The 16,420-nt window shown below is 69.4% G+C and carries 15 protein-coding genes; 9 read left to right on the top strand and 6 right to left on the bottom strand.

Annotated features, from left to right (window positions below; genetic code table 11):
• Nucleotides 1-41: 41 nt before the first annotated feature.
• Both OG746_RS02145 and OG746_RS02140 read left to right on the top strand, forming a co-directional pair.
• Nucleotides 42-1,679, top strand: coding sequence for a BamB-related PQQ repeat family beta-propellar protein (locus OG746_RS02145; protein ID WP_266711074.1), 1,638 nt, complete (start codon nt 42-44; stop codon nt 1,677-1,679).
• A 249-nt stretch (nt 1,680-1,928) separates the two neighbouring features.
• Nucleotides 1,929-2,618 (top strand): helix-turn-helix transcriptional regulator, encoded by a 690-nt coding sequence (locus tag OG746_RS02140; protein WP_266711072.1) that lies wholly within the window; start codon nt 1,929-1,931, stop codon nt 2,616-2,618.
• A gap of 233 nt (nt 2,619-2,851) precedes the next feature.
• Here OG746_RS02140 and OG746_RS02135 read toward each other — a convergent pair whose 3' ends face one another.
• Both OG746_RS02135 and OG746_RS02130 read right to left on the bottom strand, forming a co-directional pair.
• The gene (locus OG746_RS02135; protein ID WP_443063095.1) at nt 2,852-3,154 is read right to left on the bottom strand and encodes a hypothetical protein; all 303 of its coding nucleotides are present in this window, start codon (nt 3,152-3,154) and stop codon (nt 2,852-2,854) included.
• Between the two features lie 18 nt (nt 3,155-3,172).
• Nucleotides 3,173-4,855, bottom strand: coding sequence for a sodium:solute symporter family protein (locus OG746_RS02130; RefSeq protein ID WP_266711070.1), 1,683 nt, complete (start codon nt 4,853-4,855; stop codon nt 3,173-3,175).
• A gap of 259 nt (nt 4,856-5,114) precedes the next feature.
• On the opposite strand from OG746_RS02130, the gene galT reads away from it, so the two are divergent.
• Genes galT through galK form a run of 3 tightly spaced genes read left to right on the top strand, consistent with a single transcriptional unit; the run spans nt 5,115 to nt 8,333 of the window.
• The gene (gene galT, locus OG746_RS02125; RefSeq protein WP_266711068.1) at nt 5,115-6,179 is read left to right on the top strand and encodes a galactose-1-phosphate uridylyltransferase; all 1,065 of its coding nucleotides are present in this window, start codon (nt 5,115-5,117) and stop codon (nt 6,177-6,179) included.
• A complete protein-coding gene (gene galE / locus OG746_RS02120) occupies nt 6,179-7,150 on the top strand; it encodes a UDP-glucose 4-epimerase GalE (RefSeq protein ID WP_266711066.1) in 972 nt (323 codons plus the stop codon). The genes galT and galE overlap by 1 nt, the downstream gene beginning before the upstream one ends.
• 19 nt (nt 7,151-7,169) lie before the next feature.
• The gene (gene galK / locus OG746_RS02115) at nt 7,170-8,333 is read left to right on the top strand and encodes a galactokinase (RefSeq protein WP_266711064.1); all 1,164 of its coding nucleotides are present in this window, start codon (nt 7,170-7,172) and stop codon (nt 8,331-8,333) included.
• A gap of 3 nt (nt 8,334-8,336) precedes the next feature.
• Here the strand turns inward: galK and OG746_RS02110 are convergent, their stop codons facing one another.
• Complete coding sequence (locus OG746_RS02110) at nt 8,337-8,792, bottom strand: GNAT family N-acetyltransferase (protein WP_266711062.1); 456 nt, start codon at nt 8,790-8,792, stop codon at nt 8,337-8,339.
• A 287-nt stretch (nt 8,793-9,079) separates the two neighbouring features.
• On the opposite strand from OG746_RS02110, the gene OG746_RS02105 reads away from it, so the two are divergent.
• Nucleotides 9,080-9,829, top strand: a complete 750-nt coding sequence (locus OG746_RS02105; RefSeq protein WP_266711060.1) for a LuxR C-terminal-related transcriptional regulator — start codon at nt 9,080-9,082, stop codon at nt 9,827-9,829.
• Between the two features lie 18 nt (nt 9,830-9,847).
• Here OG746_RS02105 and tamR read toward each other — a convergent pair whose 3' ends face one another.
• Nucleotides 9,848-10,345: a MarR family transcriptional regulator TamR gene (gene tamR / locus OG746_RS02100; protein WP_266711058.1), complete on the bottom strand. Its 498-nt coding sequence runs from the start codon at nt 10,343-10,345 to the stop codon at nt 9,848-9,850.
• An 88-nt stretch (nt 10,346-10,433) separates the two neighbouring features.
• On the opposite strand from tamR, the gene OG746_RS02095 reads away from it, so the two are divergent.
• Entirely contained in the window at nt 10,434-11,228 is a 795-nt protein-coding gene (locus OG746_RS02095) for a trans-aconitate 2-methyltransferase (RefSeq protein ID WP_266711056.1), read from the top strand.
• Nucleotides 11,225-11,593, top strand: coding sequence for a VOC family protein (locus OG746_RS02090; RefSeq protein WP_266711055.1), 369 nt, complete (start codon nt 11,225-11,227; stop codon nt 11,591-11,593). Before OG746_RS02095 ends, OG746_RS02090 begins: the two co-directional genes overlap by 4 nt.
• Before the next feature lie 71 nt (nt 11,594-11,664).
• Here OG746_RS02090 and OG746_RS02085 read toward each other — a convergent pair whose 3' ends face one another.
• Both OG746_RS02085 and OG746_RS02080 read right to left on the bottom strand, forming a co-directional pair.
• Nucleotides 11,665-12,354, bottom strand: coding sequence for a TetR/AcrR family transcriptional regulator (locus tag OG746_RS02085; RefSeq protein ID WP_266711054.1), 690 nt, complete (start codon nt 12,352-12,354; stop codon nt 11,665-11,667).
• A gap of 23 nt (nt 12,355-12,377) precedes the next feature.
• Nucleotides 12,378-13,367, bottom strand: coding sequence for an acyl-CoA desaturase (locus tag OG746_RS02080; protein WP_266711053.1), 990 nt, complete (start codon nt 13,365-13,367; stop codon nt 12,378-12,380).
• A 294-nt stretch (nt 13,368-13,661) separates the two neighbouring features.
• On the opposite strand from OG746_RS02080, the gene ppc reads away from it, so the two are divergent.
• Nucleotides 13,662-16,400, top strand: a complete 2,739-nt coding sequence (ppc, locus tag OG746_RS02075) for a phosphoenolpyruvate carboxylase (protein ID WP_266711052.1) — start codon at nt 13,662-13,664, stop codon at nt 16,398-16,400.
• Nucleotides 16,401-16,420 lie beyond the last annotated feature (20 nt).

Raw genomic sequence — 16,420 nt, 5'->3', positions numbered from 1 at the left:
CTGGCCTTGCCGAAACTCAACGTCCCCGAGGTACCCAGGTCATGACCCAGCCACCCCCACCCCGCCCGCCGAACGAACCCCCGTCCCCGCAGGGCGAATTCGGCGCCCCACCGCCCATATCGCCGTACACCACCCCCGGTTACGGCACCCTGCGCACACCGCTCCCGCCCGTGAGGCAACAGCCGTACGAGCGGGCCCAGTACGACCAGGCCCAGTACGAGCAGTCCCAGTACGGCCACCCGCAGCCCCCCACCCGTAAAAAGGTGCCGCCGATCGCGCTCGTCATAGGCGCCGCGGTCGTGGCCATCGCGCTCATCGTCGGCGGCGGCTTCCTCTACGCCACGACGTCGGGCGACGACCCCGGCGTGGGCGCCACGGGCTCCGGCGGCGACAAGAGCGGCGACGGCTTCGGTGGTTCCGGGGCGGAGCAGGCCCCGGCCGACCCGTCGGCGAAGGTGACGCTGCGGCTGCCCGCGCCGAAGGTGGCGAAGCGGCAGGTGGACAGCGTCCAGGGCTCCTGGCTGACCGACAGGACGTACGCCAAGGCGGGCTTGAACCAGATCGTCGGGTACGACGCCGCGAGCGGCAGGAAGACCTGGACGCTCCCGCTGTCGGGGCAGACGTGCGCGGGGACGGACACCGTCACCGACGACGCGCTGGCGGCCGTGGTCAGCGAGGCGAGCGAGCGGCCCGCGAACGGCGACCACAAGCCGTGCAGCCAGATCACGGTCTTCGACGTCAACACGGGGCACAAGCTCTGGACGCAGAGCCTGGGCCAGGGCTCGAACCGGCGGATCTTCGAGGAGCTCTCCCTCTCGGGCAACACGCTCGCGGCGGGCGGCGGTCTCGACGGCGGCGCCGCCTTCGACATCAAGTCGGGCAACATCCTGTGGCAGCCCGACACCGGGGAGTGCCAGGACGTCGGCTACCACGGAGGCGCCCAGCTGGTGACGGTCCGCAAGTGCGGTACGTACGGCCACGCGACGTACGACGTCCAGCTCCTGGACCCGGTGACGGGCCAGCCCCGGTGGTCCTACAAGCTCGCCAAGGGCCTTGCCGACGTAAAGGTCCTGTCCACCAAGCCGGTCGTCTTCGGCGTGGGAAACGGCGCCGACACGGCGGGCACCATCACCGACGTATTCGCCCTGGACAGCCGCGGAAGGCTCGCGAGCAAGATCTCCATCGACGCCAAGAAGTACGACTTCGCCTGTGAGGTCGGAAAGACCGAGGGCTGCGCGAAGATCACCGTCGGAAATGGGCGGATCTATTTCGCGACCCGGTCGCAGGAGACCGACAGCGGATCGGGGCCGGCCAACGAGATCGTGTCGTACTCCCTGGAGACCGGGAAACGCACGGGCGACCGCGTCACGGGCGGCGACCACCACGACATCTTCCCGGTGCGCATGGACGGCGGAAACATCCTGGCGTTCAAGACGGGGGCAGCCAAGAAGGGCAGCCAGATCGTGACGATCGACCCCGGGACCATGAAGCAGTCGACCCTGGTGGAAACGCCTGCCACGCCCGCCGTCCGGAACATGATCGGCGGCATGGCGCCGGGCCGATCGAATTCCGAACTCCACTATTCCAAGGGGAGATTGTTCCTCGGTCAGCCCTTGATCGGTGAGCCCTACGCGGACGGCGGCCAACGGTACACGGCGGTCGGTTTCGGTACCGGATGAAAATGGTCGCGAAGTCGCCCTGAGCGAAAGCTTCTTGGCGCTGGCTTTGCGTTCCTGTACTCCCAAACATCCCTCAATGCACTGGATTTCAGCATTGAGGGCCGCTTCTGGCCGGTAGGGGGCGCGCATCCTCGAACAAGCGTGTAGCTTCCGGGGGATGAAGGAGGACGGGGAGTCGGGGGGCTCGCCTGTCCTTGGGGGGCCCGGGGGTTCGCGGGGACACCCGGGGTGGATTGGGGGGTTGGCCCGATGGGAGTGCGGCTGATGGTGGTCGACGACCACCGATTGCTGGCCGAGGCGTTGGCCTCGGCCCTGAAGCTGCGCGGGCACCGGGTGCTCGCGGCGGCCGCGCCTGCGGCCGGCGCGGCGGATCTGGTCATCTCGCGGGCGCCGGAGGTCTGCCTGCTGGGCACGGCGACCCCCGCGGAACCCGGCACCTTCGACCCGGTGATCCGCATCAAACGCGAGCGCCCGCAGGTGGCGGTGGTGGTTCTCGGCCCCGTCCCCTCGCCAAGAGGCATCGCGTCGGCCTTCGCCGCCGGCGCCTCCGGTTACGTACGGCACGACGAGCGCATAGAGGGCGTCGAGCGCGCCCTCATGAAGGCGCGGGCGGGGGAGGCCGCGGTGGCCCCCGCCCTGCTCCAGGGCGCGTTCGCGGAGTTGCTCAACCCGGCGGCCCAACCGGACGACGAGGGGCAGCGGTTGCTCCAGATGCTCACACCGCGCGAGGTCGAGGTCCTGGTGCGGGTCGCGGACGGCGAGGACACCCGGCTGATCGCGGCGGGCATGGGCATCGCCCCGTCCACGGCCCGTACGCACGTCCAGCGCGTCCTGATGAAGCTGGGCGTCGGCTCCCGCCTGGAGGCGGCGGCGCTGGCCGCGCGGACGGGCCTGCTGGACCGGGCGGGCCCGGTGGGCTCGCCAGAACCCGAGTCCTGAGCTACAGTTGATCTTGTTGGTCGCCGCAACTCGCGGCGGGTGACCATGCGTTGGTGGTCCAAGGAAAGACGCCCCGCTTCCTGCGGGGAAATGCAGGTGCAAGGCCTGCCCGGCGCTCCAGAAGTCCAAGGCCCGTTCCGCTCAGGCGGAACGGGCCTTGTGCGTTGCTGGAGCGACCGACTGTGACGTCTGACTACGGGATTCCCGTAGTCAGACGTCACAGTCCGGTGGCGCTACTCGGACGCCTCCGCCAGTTCTTCCGTCGTCGGCGGCTCCGTGGGGCGCAGCTTCATCCAGACCAGGAAGAACACTCCGAGGAGCAGCATGCCGATGCCGGTCCACAGGTTGATGTTGATGTCCTGGGCCTTCTTGAGGTCGGCGTCGGACGCCGTGAGGCCGGCGATCGTGACGATCACGCCGTACACCACGAAGAGGCCGCCGATGATGCGTCGCACGTCGAAGAGGCGGGCCGCCGTCGCCGACTTGGCCTCAAGCTCCTTCACTTCCTCGACGTGCTGGTTCATTTCGTCGCTCATGTCGTGTTACCTCGGACCTCAGAAGGAGAACGGGATGTAGCAGATGACGGCGAGGACGATCGCTCCCCAGCCCAGCAGGGCCGGCTTGCGGTACCAGGCGTCGTCACCCTCGGCCGGCGGCTCCTCCATGCCCGGCGACTTCGTGCCGTACACGAGACCGGCCAGCTCCTCGGCGGGCTTGGACTTGGTGCAGAGCGTGACCACGAACATCACCACGGCGCCGACCACGAAGGCGACGATCGAGGAGACGAAGTTGGCGCCCTGGTCCGAGGGGATCTCGATGACGCCCTGCTTGTAGAAGTAGAAGTAGTTCACCATCGCGGCCACGGTTCCGGACAGCAGCCCCCAGAAGCCCGCCGCCGGCGTCGTCCGCTTCCAGAACATGCCGATGATGAAGACCACGAACAGCGGGACGTTGAAGAACGAGAACAGCGTCTGCAGGTAGTTCATGATGTTGCTGAAGCTGCCCGCGATGAACGCGGTGCCCATGCCGATCACGACGCCGACGGCGGTGACGACGCGACCCGTCCCGAGGTAGTACCGGTCGCTCTGGCCCTTCTTGATGTACGCGGCCCAGATGTCGTTGGTGAACACCGTGTTGAAGGACGAGACGTTGGCCGCCATGCCCGCCATGAAGGCGGCGAGCAGGCCCGTCACCGCGATGCCGAGGACACCGTTGGGCAGCAGGTCGCGCATGAGGACCGGGATGGCGTCGTTGTACTGCAGGCCGTCCGCGGACTTGCCGATGGACGGCTCCATGACCAGGGCGATCAGACCGGGGATCACGACGACCATCGGGATGAGGATCTTCGGGAACGCGGCGATCAGCGGGGTGCGCTTGGCGGCGGAGAGGTTCTTCGCGGACAGCGCGCGCTGCACCTCGGCGAAGTTCGTCGTCCAGTAGCCGAAGCTCATCACGAAGCCGAGGCCGAGCACGATGGTCAGCCAGTTGGCGCCGAGCGGGTTGGCGTCGCCGATGCCCGTGCCCTGCCAGGCCGTCATGAACGAATCACCGTGCGAGCTGGACAGCGAGTCGGATATGCCGTCCCAGCCGCCGACGCGCTTGAGGCCGACGATGGTCAGCGGGATGAGCGCGGCGAGGATGACGAAGAACTGCAGGACCTCGTTGTAGATCGCCGAGGAGAGCCCGCCGATCGTGATGTACGCGAGGACGAAGAGGCCCGCGATGACGATCGCCAGCCACTGCGGCCAGCCGAGCAGCGCCTGGAGCACCAGGGCCATCGCGTACAGGTTGACACCCGCGATCAGCACCGAGGAGACGGCGAAGATGATCGAGGAGAGCAGGTGGGACGAGGGGCCGAAGCGGTGCAGCAGGAACTCAGGGACCGAGCGCACCTTCGACGAGTAGTAGAAGGGCATCATCACCAGGCCGAGGAAGACCATGGCGGGGATGGCGCCGATCCAGTACCAGTGCACCGTGTAGAGCCCGTACTGCGCCCCGTTGGCCGCCATGCCGAGGAGCTCGGTGGCGCCCAGGTTCGCGGCGACGAACGCGAGACCGGTGACCCAGGCGGGCAGGGAGCGTCCGGAGAGGAAGAAGTCCAGGCTGGTCTTCACGGACCGGCGAGCGGCGAAGCCGATGCCCAGCACCACGACGAAGTAGATCGCCATGATCGCGTAGTCGAGGCCATTGGTGGGCAGCCGGAGCCCCTCGGCCAGGGTTGTTGTGGGGGACAGCATGTAGATCTCGCTTCGTTGCGCGAACTGAAACAGTCCGGAACCTACGCCTCCGGCTTCAATAAGTGAACAGTTCCGCTGACGTTCTTTGTTGGATTGTGATCGAGATCCCGTTCTGACCCCTCGGGACGGCACGAGACAGCACAGAAAGCGCACAGCCCGCTGCGGGCAGTCGGTGCGGCCCGCTTCTCTTGACGCCACTGTTGGCTTATGCTTTGTTGTGTTTGGTTCTGTTTGGTTGGTGTGATGAGGAGCATCGGACGTGAAGAAGACGTCGACCCGGCTCGCCGACGGTCGTGAGCTCATCTATTACGACTCGCGCGACGACGTCGTCCGGGACGCGGCCGACCGCCGCCCCCTCGACCCCACCGTCACCACCTCCGAGGTGCGCCGCGACCCACTGCTCGGCGACTCCGTGGCGATCGCCTCGCACCGCCAGGGCCGCACGTACCACCCGCCGGCCGACGAGTGCCCGCTGTGCCCCTCCGAGGGCGAGCGACTGAGCGAGATCCCCGACTCCTCGTACGACGTGGTGGTCTTCGAGAACCGCTTCCCCTCGCTCGCGGGGGACGCGGGCCGCTGCGAGGTCGTGTGCTTCACGTCCGACCACGACAAGTCCTTCGCCGACCTCACAGAGGAGCAGGCGGGCCTCGTCCTCGACGCGTGGACGGACCGCACCGCCGAGCTCTCCCACCTCGACTCCGTCGAGCAGGTCTTCTGCTTCGAGAACCGCGGCGCCGAGATCGGCGTCACCCTCGGCCACCCGCACGGCCAGATCTACGCCTACCCCTTCACCACCCCGCGCACGGCCCTGATGCTGCGCTCCGCCGCCGAGCACAAGGAGCAGACCGGCGGCCGCAACCTCTTCGCCGACGTGGTGGAGAAGGAGGTCGAGGACGGCTCGCGGATCGTCCTCGACGGCGAGCACTGGGTGGCCTTCGTGCCCTACGCCGCCCACTGGCCGTACGAGGTGCACCTCTACCCCAAGCGCCAGGTCCCGGACCTGCTCGCGCTCGACGACGACGCACGCACAGAGTTCCCCAAGATTTATCTGGAACTCTTGAGGCGCTTCGACCGGATCTTCGGCGCTGACCAGCCGGCGACGCCGTACATCGCGGCCTGGCACCAGGCCCCGTTCGGTTCGCTGGACGAGTTCGAGGGCGTCAACCGCGATGATTTCGCGCTGCACCTCGAGCTTTTCACCGTCCGACGCACTTCCGGCAAGCTGAAGTTTCTCGCGGGTTCCGAGTCCGGCATGAGCGTGTTCATCAACGATGTGCCGCCGGAGACCGCGGCCGAGCGACTGCGAGAGGTAGCGAGCGAGTAATGGGTAAGGCCGATTCCAAGAAGTACCTGGTCACTGGCGGTGCGGGCTACGTCGGCAGCGTCGTCGCGCAGCACCTGATCGAGGCGGGTCACGAGGTCACCGTCCTCGACAACCTCTCCACCGGCTTCCGCGAGGGCGTCCCGTCCGGGGCTGCCTTCATCGAGGGTGACATCCGCGACGCCGCCAAGTGGCTCGACTCCTCCTACGACGCCGTGCTGCACTTCGCCGCGTTCTCGCAGGTCGGCGAGTCCGTCGTGAAGCCCGAGAAGTACTGGGCCAACAACGTCGGCGGCACCATGGAGCTGCTCGCCGCGATGCGCGCGGCGAGCGTCCGCAAGCTCGTCTTCTCCTCGACCGCCGCCACGTACGGCGAGCCGGTGAACACCCCGATCACCGAGACCGACCCGACCGCGCCCACTTCCCCGTACGGCGCCTCGAAGCTCGCGGTCGATCACATGATCACGGGCGAGGCGGCCGCGCACGGACTGGCTGCAGTGTCCCTTCGGTACTTCAACGTCGCGGGCGCGTACGGCAGTTGCGGCGAGCGGCACGACCCCGAGTCGCACCTCATCCCGCTCGTCCTCCAGGTCGCGCAGGGTGGCCGCGAGGCGATCAACGTCTTCGGCGACGACTACCCGACGCCCGACGGCACCTGCATCCGCGACTACATCCACGTCGCGGACCTCGCGGAGGCGCACCTGCTCGCCGTCGACGCCGCGCAGCCCGGCGAGCACCTCATCTGCAACCTCGGCAACGGCAACGGCTTCTCCGTCCGCGAGGTCATCGAGACCGTCCGCCAGGTCACCGGGCACCCGATCCCCGAGGTCGTCGCCCCGCGCCGCGGCGGCGACCCGGCCGTCCTGGTCGCCTCCGCCGACACCGCGCGCGAGCGCCTCGGCTGGAACCCGTCCCGCGCGGACCTCGCGGGCATCGTCGCCGACGCCTGGGCCTTCGCCCAGGCCCGCCAGTAGGAATCAGGGGCTTCAACTCATGTCCGTCGACGCGCAGTTCAAGGACCTGTACGGGTACGAGCCCGCCGGAGTGTGGGCGGCCCCCGGCCGCGTCAACCTCATCGGCGAGTACACCGACTTCAACGAGGGCTTCGTCATGCCGCTCGCGCTGCCGCACACCGCGGTCGCCGCGGCGGCCCGGCGCGAGGACGGCGTGCTGCGCCTGCACTCCGCCGACATCGACGCCCCGGTCGTGGAACTGCGCGTCGACGACCTCGCCCCGCTGTCGAAGTACGGCCAGGGCGGCTGGGCCGCATACCCGGCGGGCGTCGTCTGGGCGCTGCGCGAGGCGGGCCACACGCTGACCGGCGCGGACATCCACCTCGCCTCCACGGTCCCGACCGGCGCGGGCCTCTCGTCGTCGGCCGCGCTCGAGGTCGTCACGGCGTATGCGATGAACGACCTGTACGAACTCGGGCTCACGGGCGCCGAGTTGGCGGTGCTGGCGCAGCGCGCCGAGAACGCCTTCGTCGGTGTGCCGTGCGGCGTCATGGACCAGATGGCCTCGTCGTGCGCCACCGAGGGGCACGCGCTGCACCTCGACTGCCGCGACCTGTCCATCCGTCAGGTCCCCTTCGACCTGGCGGCCCACGGCCTCCAGCTGCTCGTCGTCGACACCCGCGTCAAGCACGAGCTGGGCGACGGCGCGTACGCGGAGCGGCGCGCGGGCTGCGAGGAGGGCGCGCGCGTCCTCGGCGTGAGTCACCTGCGCGATGTCCCGTACGCCGAACTGGGCAGGTCCGTAGCGGAGTTGGAGCTGGCCGGGGTCGACGAGAAGGTCGTCCGCTACGTCCGCCACATCGTCACCGACGACCACCGCGTCGAGCGCGTCATCGAGCTGCTCGACTCCGGCGACGTCCGCGCCATCGGCCCGATCCTCGTCCAGGGCCACGTCTCGCTCCGCGACGATCTGCGCATCTCCTGCCCGGAGTTGGACCTGGTCGTCGGCACGGCGATGACGTCCGGCGCGATCGGCGCCCGGATGACGGGCGGCGGCTTCGGCGGCTCGGCGATCGTCCTGGTGGAGTCGGACGAGGCCGACACCGTCACGAAGTCGATCACCGACGCCTTCGCGGAGGCCGGCTTCACGGCACCGCGAGTCTTCCCGGCAGTGCCATCGGCGGGGGCGCGCCGTACCTCGTGACGGCTACCCCAGCCGCTTCGTCAGCGTGAACTCCTTGATCCCGGGCGGGTAGTCCGGGATCACGGACACCACGTCGTATCCATGCAGCCGGTAGAAGCCCGGGGCCTGAAAGTCCCAGGTCTCGACACGGGAGCCCCGGCACTCGCGCTCCTCGTGCGCGAGGCGCTCCGCCTCCGCGAGGAGCCGGGAGCCGAGCCCCGCCCCGCGGTGCTGCTCGGAGACCCACAGCAGATCCACGTGCAGCCAGAACGCCCACGTGTACGCGTCGAGCCCCGCCGCCAGTGCGCCGTCCTCGTCCAACACCCATACCTGGAGCGGGACATGCTGGTCGGCAGGGGTGCCGCGCAGCTCACGAAGGTCCGGTGACGCCGCCGTATTGGTCTCCCTCAGCAGCGACCGGAGCAGAAGGGCGCGCTCCTTGTCGACTTCTGTCTCGATGCGAAACATGCGCATCACCATAAACGCGCAGGACAGTCGCTGCTCCGCCAACCGACAACCAGTTCTGCGAATTGACTTCCCCTGGGGGCCGTCGCCTCTACTCTGAGGACAGCACCGGTGGGGGCCGGTGCCGATCAGGGGGCGAGACAGCCGGGTACGACGCCCGGAGCGGGGGTAGCGGTTGTGCGCACGGCGGCGGCCGTGCCGTTGCGGCGACCCGTACTCCGGGCGCCGTACCTGTGTTGGTCCGACCCCGGCGATGGGGTATCCCCTGCTCCTTCAGGGAGCTCGGGGAAGGGGGTAATCACGTGGTTCGTATCCGGGTCCTGGTGGTCGACGACCATCGCATCTTCGCCGAGTCGCTCGCGGCGGCGCTCGCCGCCGAGCCCGATGTCGACGTGTCGGCCGCGGGAAGCGGCCCCGCGGCCCTGCGCTGCCTCGACAGGGCTGTCGCCGAGGGACGCCGCTTCGATGTGCTGCTGATCGACGCGGACCTGGGCGCGGCATCGTTCCAGGGCATGCGCGCGCCGACGGCGGTACCCGACAGCGCCTCGCAGGACGGCCTCGTCGACGGCATCTCCCTGGTGGCGGGCGTCCGTTCGGGCCAGCCCGCCGTTCGCACGGTGGTGCTCGCCGAGCGGGACGATCCGCGCCGTGCGGCGCTCGCGCTCCAGGCGGGGGCGTCCGGCTGGGTCGCCAAGGACTGTTCCCTGTCGCGCCTGCTGACCGTCATACGGGGCGTGCTGCGCGAGGAGACACATCTGCCGCCGGCGCTGCTCACGGGCGTACTGCGGGAGTTGACCGCGGCGCGCAAGCACCGCACCGAGTCCGAGCGGCTCGTCGAGTCCCTGACGCCGCGGGAGCGCGAGGTGCTGCGCTGCATGGTGGCCGGTCTCGGCCGCAAGGCGGTGGCGGAGCGGCTGTTCCTGTCGCCGCACACGGTGCGGACACACATGCAGAACGTACTGGGCAAGCTCGGGGTGCACTCGACCCTCGCGGCGGTCGCACTGGCCCGCAGGGCGGGCGTGGGCCCGGCGGACCTGGAGGCGGCCAGCTGAGGCCTTACGTCTTGGGCGTCAGCCCGGGATGTTGTCGAACGGCGCGGTCAACTGGCGGAGTAGACCCGCCAGTTCACCTCGCTGCGTACGCGAAAGCTCCGCCAGGATCGCCCGCTCCTGGTCGAGCAGCCCGGCCAGGGCCTGGTCGGCACGGTCGCGGCCCTCGTCCGTGAGCCGGACCAGGACGCCGCGGCGGTCACTGGGATCCGGCAGTCGCTCGACGAGGCCCTTCTTGGCGAGCCGGTCGATACGGTTGGTCATCGTGCCGGACGTCACCAGCGTCTGCGTGAGCAACTGGCCGGGAGAGAGCTGATACGGCGTGCCCGCGCGGCGCAGGGCCGTCAGGACGTCGAACTCCCACGGCTCCAGGTTGTGCTCGGAGAAGGCCAGGCGGCGGGCCCTGTCGAGATGGCGCGCGAGCCTGCTGACCCGACTGAGCACCTCAAGGGGCTCCACGTCGAGGTCGGGGCGCTCTCGGCGCCACGCTGAGACCAGACGGTCGACCTCGTCCTCCATGACGATCAGTGTAGGGGGTGTGTCGACATGAAGTCTCTTGAGGTCGACTATCTTGACATCGAGATATATGCGGAAGACGCTTGACGACATGACGCCCACACCCACCTGGGACCCCCAGCAGTATCTCCGGCACGCCGACCACCGCGGCCGCCCCTTCGTCGACCTGCTCGCCCGAGTCCCCGCCCTGCCGGGGGAGCCCGCCCGCATCGCCGACCTCGGCTGCGGCCCCGGCAACGTCACGACGCTGCTCACCGAACGCTGGCCCACAGCCCGCATCACCGGCTACGACAACTCGCCCCAGATGCTGGAACAGGCCCGCGCCCACGCCAGTGACCGCCTCGACTTCGCCTACGCGGACGCGGCCGACTGGGCGCCCACGGAGACGTACGACCTGCTGATGTCGAACGCGACGCTGCAATGGGTCCCGGACCACGCCGAGGCCTTCCCCCGGTGGATCGACGCGGTGGCCCCCGGCGGAACGTTCGCCTTCCAGGTGCCCGGCAACTTCGATGCGCCCAGCCACGTCCTGATGCGGGAGCTGGCGGAATCGGCCCACTGGAAGGGCCGGTTGGCCGGAGTGCTGCGCCACGGGGACGCGGTGCTCACGCCTGCGGCCTACCTGGAGCGGCTCGCCGGCCTCGGCTGCGAGGTCGACGCCTGGGAGACGACGTACATGCACCTGCTGGCGGGCGCGGATCCGGTCCTGGACTGGGTCAAGGGCACGGGCCTGCGCCCGGTCCTGACCGCGCTCGCGGACGACCCGGAGGCGCGCGACGCCTTCGTCGCCGAGTACCGGGACCTGCTCCGCGAGGCGTACCCGGCGACGGAGCACGGCACGGTGCTGCCGTTCCGGCGGATCTTCGTGGTGGCGAGGCGCTCATGACGCTGGTCGGGGTGGACCACGTACAGCTCGCGGCGCCGCCGGGCAGCGAGGAGGTCCTGCGGTCCTTCTACGTAGACGACCTCGGCATGACCGAACTCCCCAAACCACCAGTGCTTGCGGCGCGGGGCGGCTGCTGGTTCCGGTCCGGGTCCGCGGAACTCCACCTGGGCATCGACCAGAACTTCCACCCCGCCAAGAAGGCCCACCCGGGCCTCCTGGTCCGCGACATCGAGGCGTACGCGCGACGGCTGGCGGGGCGTGGCGTGGCGGTCGAGTGGGACGACCTACTGCCGGGGTGGCGGCGCTTCTATTGCTCGGATCCGGTAGGAAACCGACTGGAGATTCTGGAGCCAGAGCCTCAATAATCCAGCCCCTGCGGCGTTTGAGCAGCGGGGCCCGGGGCGGAGCCCCGCGACCGCAACGCCGCTGCCGCGCATCAACTCTTCCGGTGCCCTATCAGCCGCGGCTTCGGCTCGAGCCCATCGAGACCGTGCCACGCCAGATTCACCAGATGCGCAGCGACCTCCGCCTTCTTCGGCTTGCGCGCGTCCAGCCACCACTGCCCCGTCAACGCGACCATCCCGACCAGCGCCTGCGCGTACAGCGGCGCCAGCTTCGGGTCGAAGCCGCGGTTCTTGAACTCGCGGCCGAGGATGTCCTCGACCTGCGTCGCGATGTCGGAGATCAGCGACGCGAAGGAGCCCGTGGACTGCGGGATGGGGGAGTCGCGGACCAGGATGCGGAAGCCGTCCGTGTACTCCTCGATGTAGTCGAGGAGCGCGAACGCGGCCTGTTCGCACAGTTCGCGCGGATGTCCGGCCGTGAGTGAACTCGTGACCATGTCCAGGAGCTGGCGCATCTCGCGGTCCACGACCACCGCGTACAGGCCCTCCTTGCCGCCGAAGTGCTCGTACACCACCGGCTTGGAGACCCCGGCCTTCGCCGCGATCTCCTCCACCGACGTACCCTCGAAGCCCTTCGCGGCGAAGAGGACGCGACCGATCTCCAGGAGCTGCTGACGCCGCTCCGCCCCCGTCATCCGCGTTCTGCGCGTGCGCCGAGCCTTCTCCGGCCGCTCGGGCCGGTCGCTGCTCGCGTTGCCAGGGGTGCTTGAGTCGGTCTCCACGTCCCCATCATGCCGTGCCGCGCTCACGCGGCATCGGCGACCTTCTCCTTGCGGCGTGAGGCGATGCGGTCCTTCGACGGCCAGCGCACGTCGTGCGCCCAGCCCAGCTGCTCGAACCAGCGGATGAGGCGGGCCGAGGAGTCGATCTGGCCGCGCTCCACCCCGTGCCGCGCCGACGTCGGGTCCGCGTGGTGCAGGTTGTGCCAGGACTCGCCGCAGGACAGGACGGCCAGCCACCACACGTTGCCCGACTTGTCGCGGGACTTGAAGGGGCGCTTGCCGACGGCGTGGCAGATCGAGTTGATCGACCACGTCACGTGGTGAAGGAGCGCAACGCGGACGAGCGAGCCCCAGAAGAACGCCGTGAACGCGCCCCACCACGACATCGTCACCAGACCGCCGATCAGGGCGGGCAGGAACAGCGACAGCATCGTCCAGAAGATGAACTGGCGGGAGATCGCGCGGATCGCCGGGTCCTTGATCAGGTCCGGCGCGTACTTCTCCTGCGAGGTCTGCTCCTCGTCGAACATCCAGGCCATGTGCGCCCACCACAGGCCCTTCAGGAGGGCGGGGACCGTCTCCCCGTACCGCCACGGCGAGTGCGGGTCGCCCTCGGCGTCGGAGAACTTGTGGTGCTTGCGGTGGTCGGCGACCCAGCGCACGACCGGGCCCTCCACCGCGAGCGAGCCCATGACCGCCAGCGCGATCCGCAGCGGGCGCTTCGCCTTGAAGGAGCCGTGCGTGAAGTACCGGTGGAAGCCGATCGTGATGCCGTGGCAGCCGATGAAGTAGAACGCGACGAGCAGGCCGAGATCGAGCCAGCTCACTCCCCAGCCCCAGGCCAGCGGCACCGCCGCGAGCACGGCGAGGAACGGGAGGACGATGAACAGGAGCAGTGTGATCTGTTCCACGGAGCGCTTCTTTTCGCCGCCGAGCGTCGCGGAGGACGAGGTGGCGGGGGGTTCTGACGCCGGACCGGGAGCTTCTTCGATCACATCGGTACTGGTGGCCATGGGAGTCCCCTGTAAGTCGAGGGTTGAGACGGGCTGAGACGGGTCAGGAGATCCACGGGGATCCGCGGACAGCTTGCCTACGGTTTCGTAACCTACGGCACCGTAAGTACGTAAGCGTGCAGCCGGGCGGCAAGAGGCTCCGAGCCTCGCCGTCGGCGGTGGCACATATCCTTGGAATCGGTCGGACAGCGCGGTCCGCTCTGAATCTCCACCCCGGGTCTAGTACCCGGATCCGGGGATCCTTCCTCCCGACGTGCTTCACCACCTGCTTCACCATTGCAAGGAGCCGCACCTGTGAGCAGTGCCGACGAACAGACCGCTGCGACGAGCACCAGCGCCGAGCTGCGCGCCGACATCCGTCGGCTCGGTGACCTGCTGGGCGAGACCCTGGTCCGCCAGGAGGGCCCGGAGCTCCTCGACCTGGTCGAAAAGGTCCGCCGCCTGACCCGCGAGGACGGCGAGGCCGCCGCCGAGCTCCTGCGCGGCACCGAGCTGGACACCGCGGCCAAGCTGGTCCGCGCCTTTTCCACGTACTTCCACCTGGCCAACGTGACGGAGCAGGTGCACCGTGGCCGCGAGCTGCGCGCCATGCGGGCCGCCGAGGGCGGACTGCTCGCCCGCACCGCGGACCGGCTCAAGGACGCCGACCCGGACCACCTGCGCGACACGGTCAAGCACCTGAACGTACGCCCCGTCTTCACCGCGCACCCGACGGAGGCCGCCCGGCGAAGCGTCCTCAACAAGCTGCGCCGCGTCGCCGAGCTCCTGGAGACCCCGGTCCTGGAGACCGACCGGCGCCGCTACGACACCCGCCTCGCCGAGAACATCGACCTGGTGTGGCAGACGGACGAGCTGCGCGTGGTCCGCCCCGAGGTCACGGACGAGTCCCGCAACGCGATCTATTACCTGGACGAGCTGCACGCCGGCGCCGTCGGCGACGTCCTGGAGGACCTCACCGCCGAGCTGGAGCGCGTCGGCTTCAAGCTCCCCGAGGACAGCCGCCCGCTCACCTTCGGCACCTGGATCGGCGGCGACCGCGACGGCAACCCGAACGTGACGCCGGCGGTCACCTGGGACGTCCTGATCCTCCAGCACGAGCACGGGATCAACGACGCGCTCGACATGATCGACGAGCTGCGCGGCTTCCTGTCGAACTCGATCCGCTACACGGGCGCCACCGAGGAGCTGCTCACCTCGCTCCAGTGCGACCTGGAGCGCCTCCCGGAGATCAGCCCCCGCTACAAGCGGCTCAACGCGGAGGAGCCCTACCGGCTCAAGGCCACCGCGATCCGGCAGAAGCTGGAGAACACCAAGACGCGGCTCGCCGACAACACCCCGCACCGGGAGGGCCGCGACTACCTCGGCACCGCCGAGCTGCTGCACGACCTCAAGCTCATCCAGACGTCGCTGCGCGAGCACCGTGCCGGACTGTTCGCCGAAGGCCGCATGGACCGTACGATCCGTACGCTCTCCGCCTTCGGTCTGCAGCTCGCCACGATGGACGTCCGCGAGCACGCCGACGCGCACCACCACACGCTCGGCCAGCTCTTCGACCGGCTCGGCGAGGAGTCCTGGCGGTACGCGGACATGCCGCGCGACTACCGGGGCAAGCTGCTCGCCAAGGAGCTCCGCTCCCGCCGTCCGCTGGCCCCGACCCCGGCGCCGCTCGACGCCGAGGGCGAGAAGACGCTCGGCGTCTTCCACACCATCACCAAGGCGCTCGACGTGTTCGGGCCCGAGGTCATCGAGTCGTACATCATCTCGATGTGCCAGGGCGCCGACGACGTGTTCGCCGCCGCCGTGCTCGCCCGCGAGGCCGGTCTCATCGACCTGCACGCCGGCTGGGCGAAGATCGGCATCGTGCCGCTCCTGGAGACGACGGACGAGCTCAAGGCCGCCGACACGATCCTCGAGGACATGCTCTCCGACCCGTCCTACCGGCGCCTCGTCGCGCTCAACGGCGACGTGCAGGAGGTCATGCTCGGCTACTCCGACTCCTCGAAGTTCGGCGGCATCACCACCTCGCAGTGGGAGATCCACCGCGCCCAGCGCCGCCTCCGCGACGTCGCCCACCGCTACGGCGTGCGCCTGCGCCTCTTCCACGGCCGCGGCGGCACCGTCGGCCGCGGCGGCGGCCCCTCGCACGACGCGATCCTCGCCCAGCCCTGGGGAACCCTGGAGGGCGAGATCAAGGTGACCGAGCAGGGCGAGGTCATCTCCGACAAGTACCTCGTGCCGTCCCTGGCCCGCGAGAACCTGGAACTGACCGTCGCGGCCACGCTGCAGGCCTCCGCCCTGCACACGGCGCCGCGCCAGTCCGACGAGGCCCTCGCCCGCTGGGACGCCGCCATGGACGTCGTGAGCGACGCCGCCCACACGGCGTACCGCAAGCTCGTCGAGGACCCGGACCTGCCGAACTACTTCCTCGCCTCCACGCCGGTCGACCAGCTCGCCGACCTGCACCTCGGCTCGCGGCCCTCCCGCCGCCCCGGCTCGGGCGTCTCGCTCGACGGACTGCGCGCCATCCCGTGGGTGTTCGGCTGGACCCAGTCACGGCAGATCGTGCCCGGCTGGTTCGGCGTCGGCTCCGGCCTCAAGGCGCTGCGCGAGGCGGGCCTGGACACCGTCCTCGACGAGATGAACGAGCGCTGGCACTTCTTCCAGAACTTCATCTCCAACGTCGAGATGACGCTCGCGAAGACCGACCTGCGGATCGCCCGGCACTACGTCGACACCCTCGTGCCCGAGAACCTCAAGCACGTCTTCGACGCCATCGTGACCGAGCACGAGCTGACCGTCGCCGAGGTGCTGCGCATCACGGGCGAGGACGAACTCCTCGCCGCGCAGCCCGTGTTGAAGCAGACGTTCGCGATCCGCGACGCCTACCTCGACCCGATCTCGTACCTCCAGGTCGCCCTGCTCAAGCGGCAGCGCGACGCGGCGGCCGCGCACGAGGAACCGGACCCGACGCTCGGCCGCGCCCTGCTGCTCACCGTGAACGGTGTGGCCGCGGGCCTGCGCAACACCGGCTGACCCTGGGGCCGTTCAAGAAG

It is taken from the genome of Streptomyces sp. NBC_01016, from assembly GCF_026341035.1.
In the GTDB taxonomy this organism is placed as follows: domain Bacteria; phylum Actinomycetota; class Actinomycetes; order Streptomycetales; family Streptomycetaceae; genus Streptomyces.
This window is presented reverse-complemented; position numbering and strand designations above follow the sequence as displayed.

Coding starts and splice junctions, on each gene's coding strand:
- OG746_RS02145 (WP_266711074.1), top strand. CDS start 42: ATGACCCAGCCACCCCCACCCCGCCCGCCGAACGAACCCCCGTCCCCG.
- OG746_RS02140 (WP_266711072.1), top strand. CDS start 1,929: ATGGGAGTGCGGCTGATGGTGGTCGACGACCACCGATTGCTGGCCGAG.
- OG746_RS02135 (WP_443063095.1), bottom strand. CDS start 3,154: ATGAGCGACGAAATGAACCAGCACGTCGAGGAAGTGAAGGAGCTTGAG.
- OG746_RS02130 (WP_266711070.1), bottom strand. CDS start 4,855: ATGCTGTCCCCCACAACAACCCTGGCCGAGGGGCTCCGGCTGCCCACC.
- galE (WP_266711066.1), top strand. CDS start 6,179: ATGGGTAAGGCCGATTCCAAGAAGTACCTGGTCACTGGCGGTGCGGGC.
- galK (WP_266711064.1), top strand. CDS start 7,170: ATGTCCGTCGACGCGCAGTTCAAGGACCTGTACGGGTACGAGCCCGCC.
- OG746_RS02110 (WP_266711062.1), bottom strand. CDS start 8,792: ATGGTGATGCGCATGTTTCGCATCGAGACAGAAGTCGACAAGGAGCGC.
- tamR (WP_266711058.1), bottom strand. CDS start 10,345: ATGGAGGACGAGGTCGACCGTCTGGTCTCAGCGTGGCGCCGAGAGCGC.
- OG746_RS02095 (WP_266711056.1), top strand. CDS start 10,434: ATGACGCCCACACCCACCTGGGACCCCCAGCAGTATCTCCGGCACGCC.
- OG746_RS02090 (WP_266711055.1), top strand. CDS start 11,225: ATGACGCTGGTCGGGGTGGACCACGTACAGCTCGCGGCGCCGCCGGGC.
- OG746_RS02080 (WP_266711053.1), bottom strand. CDS start 13,367: ATGGCCACCAGTACCGATGTGATCGAAGAAGCTCCCGGTCCGGCGTCA.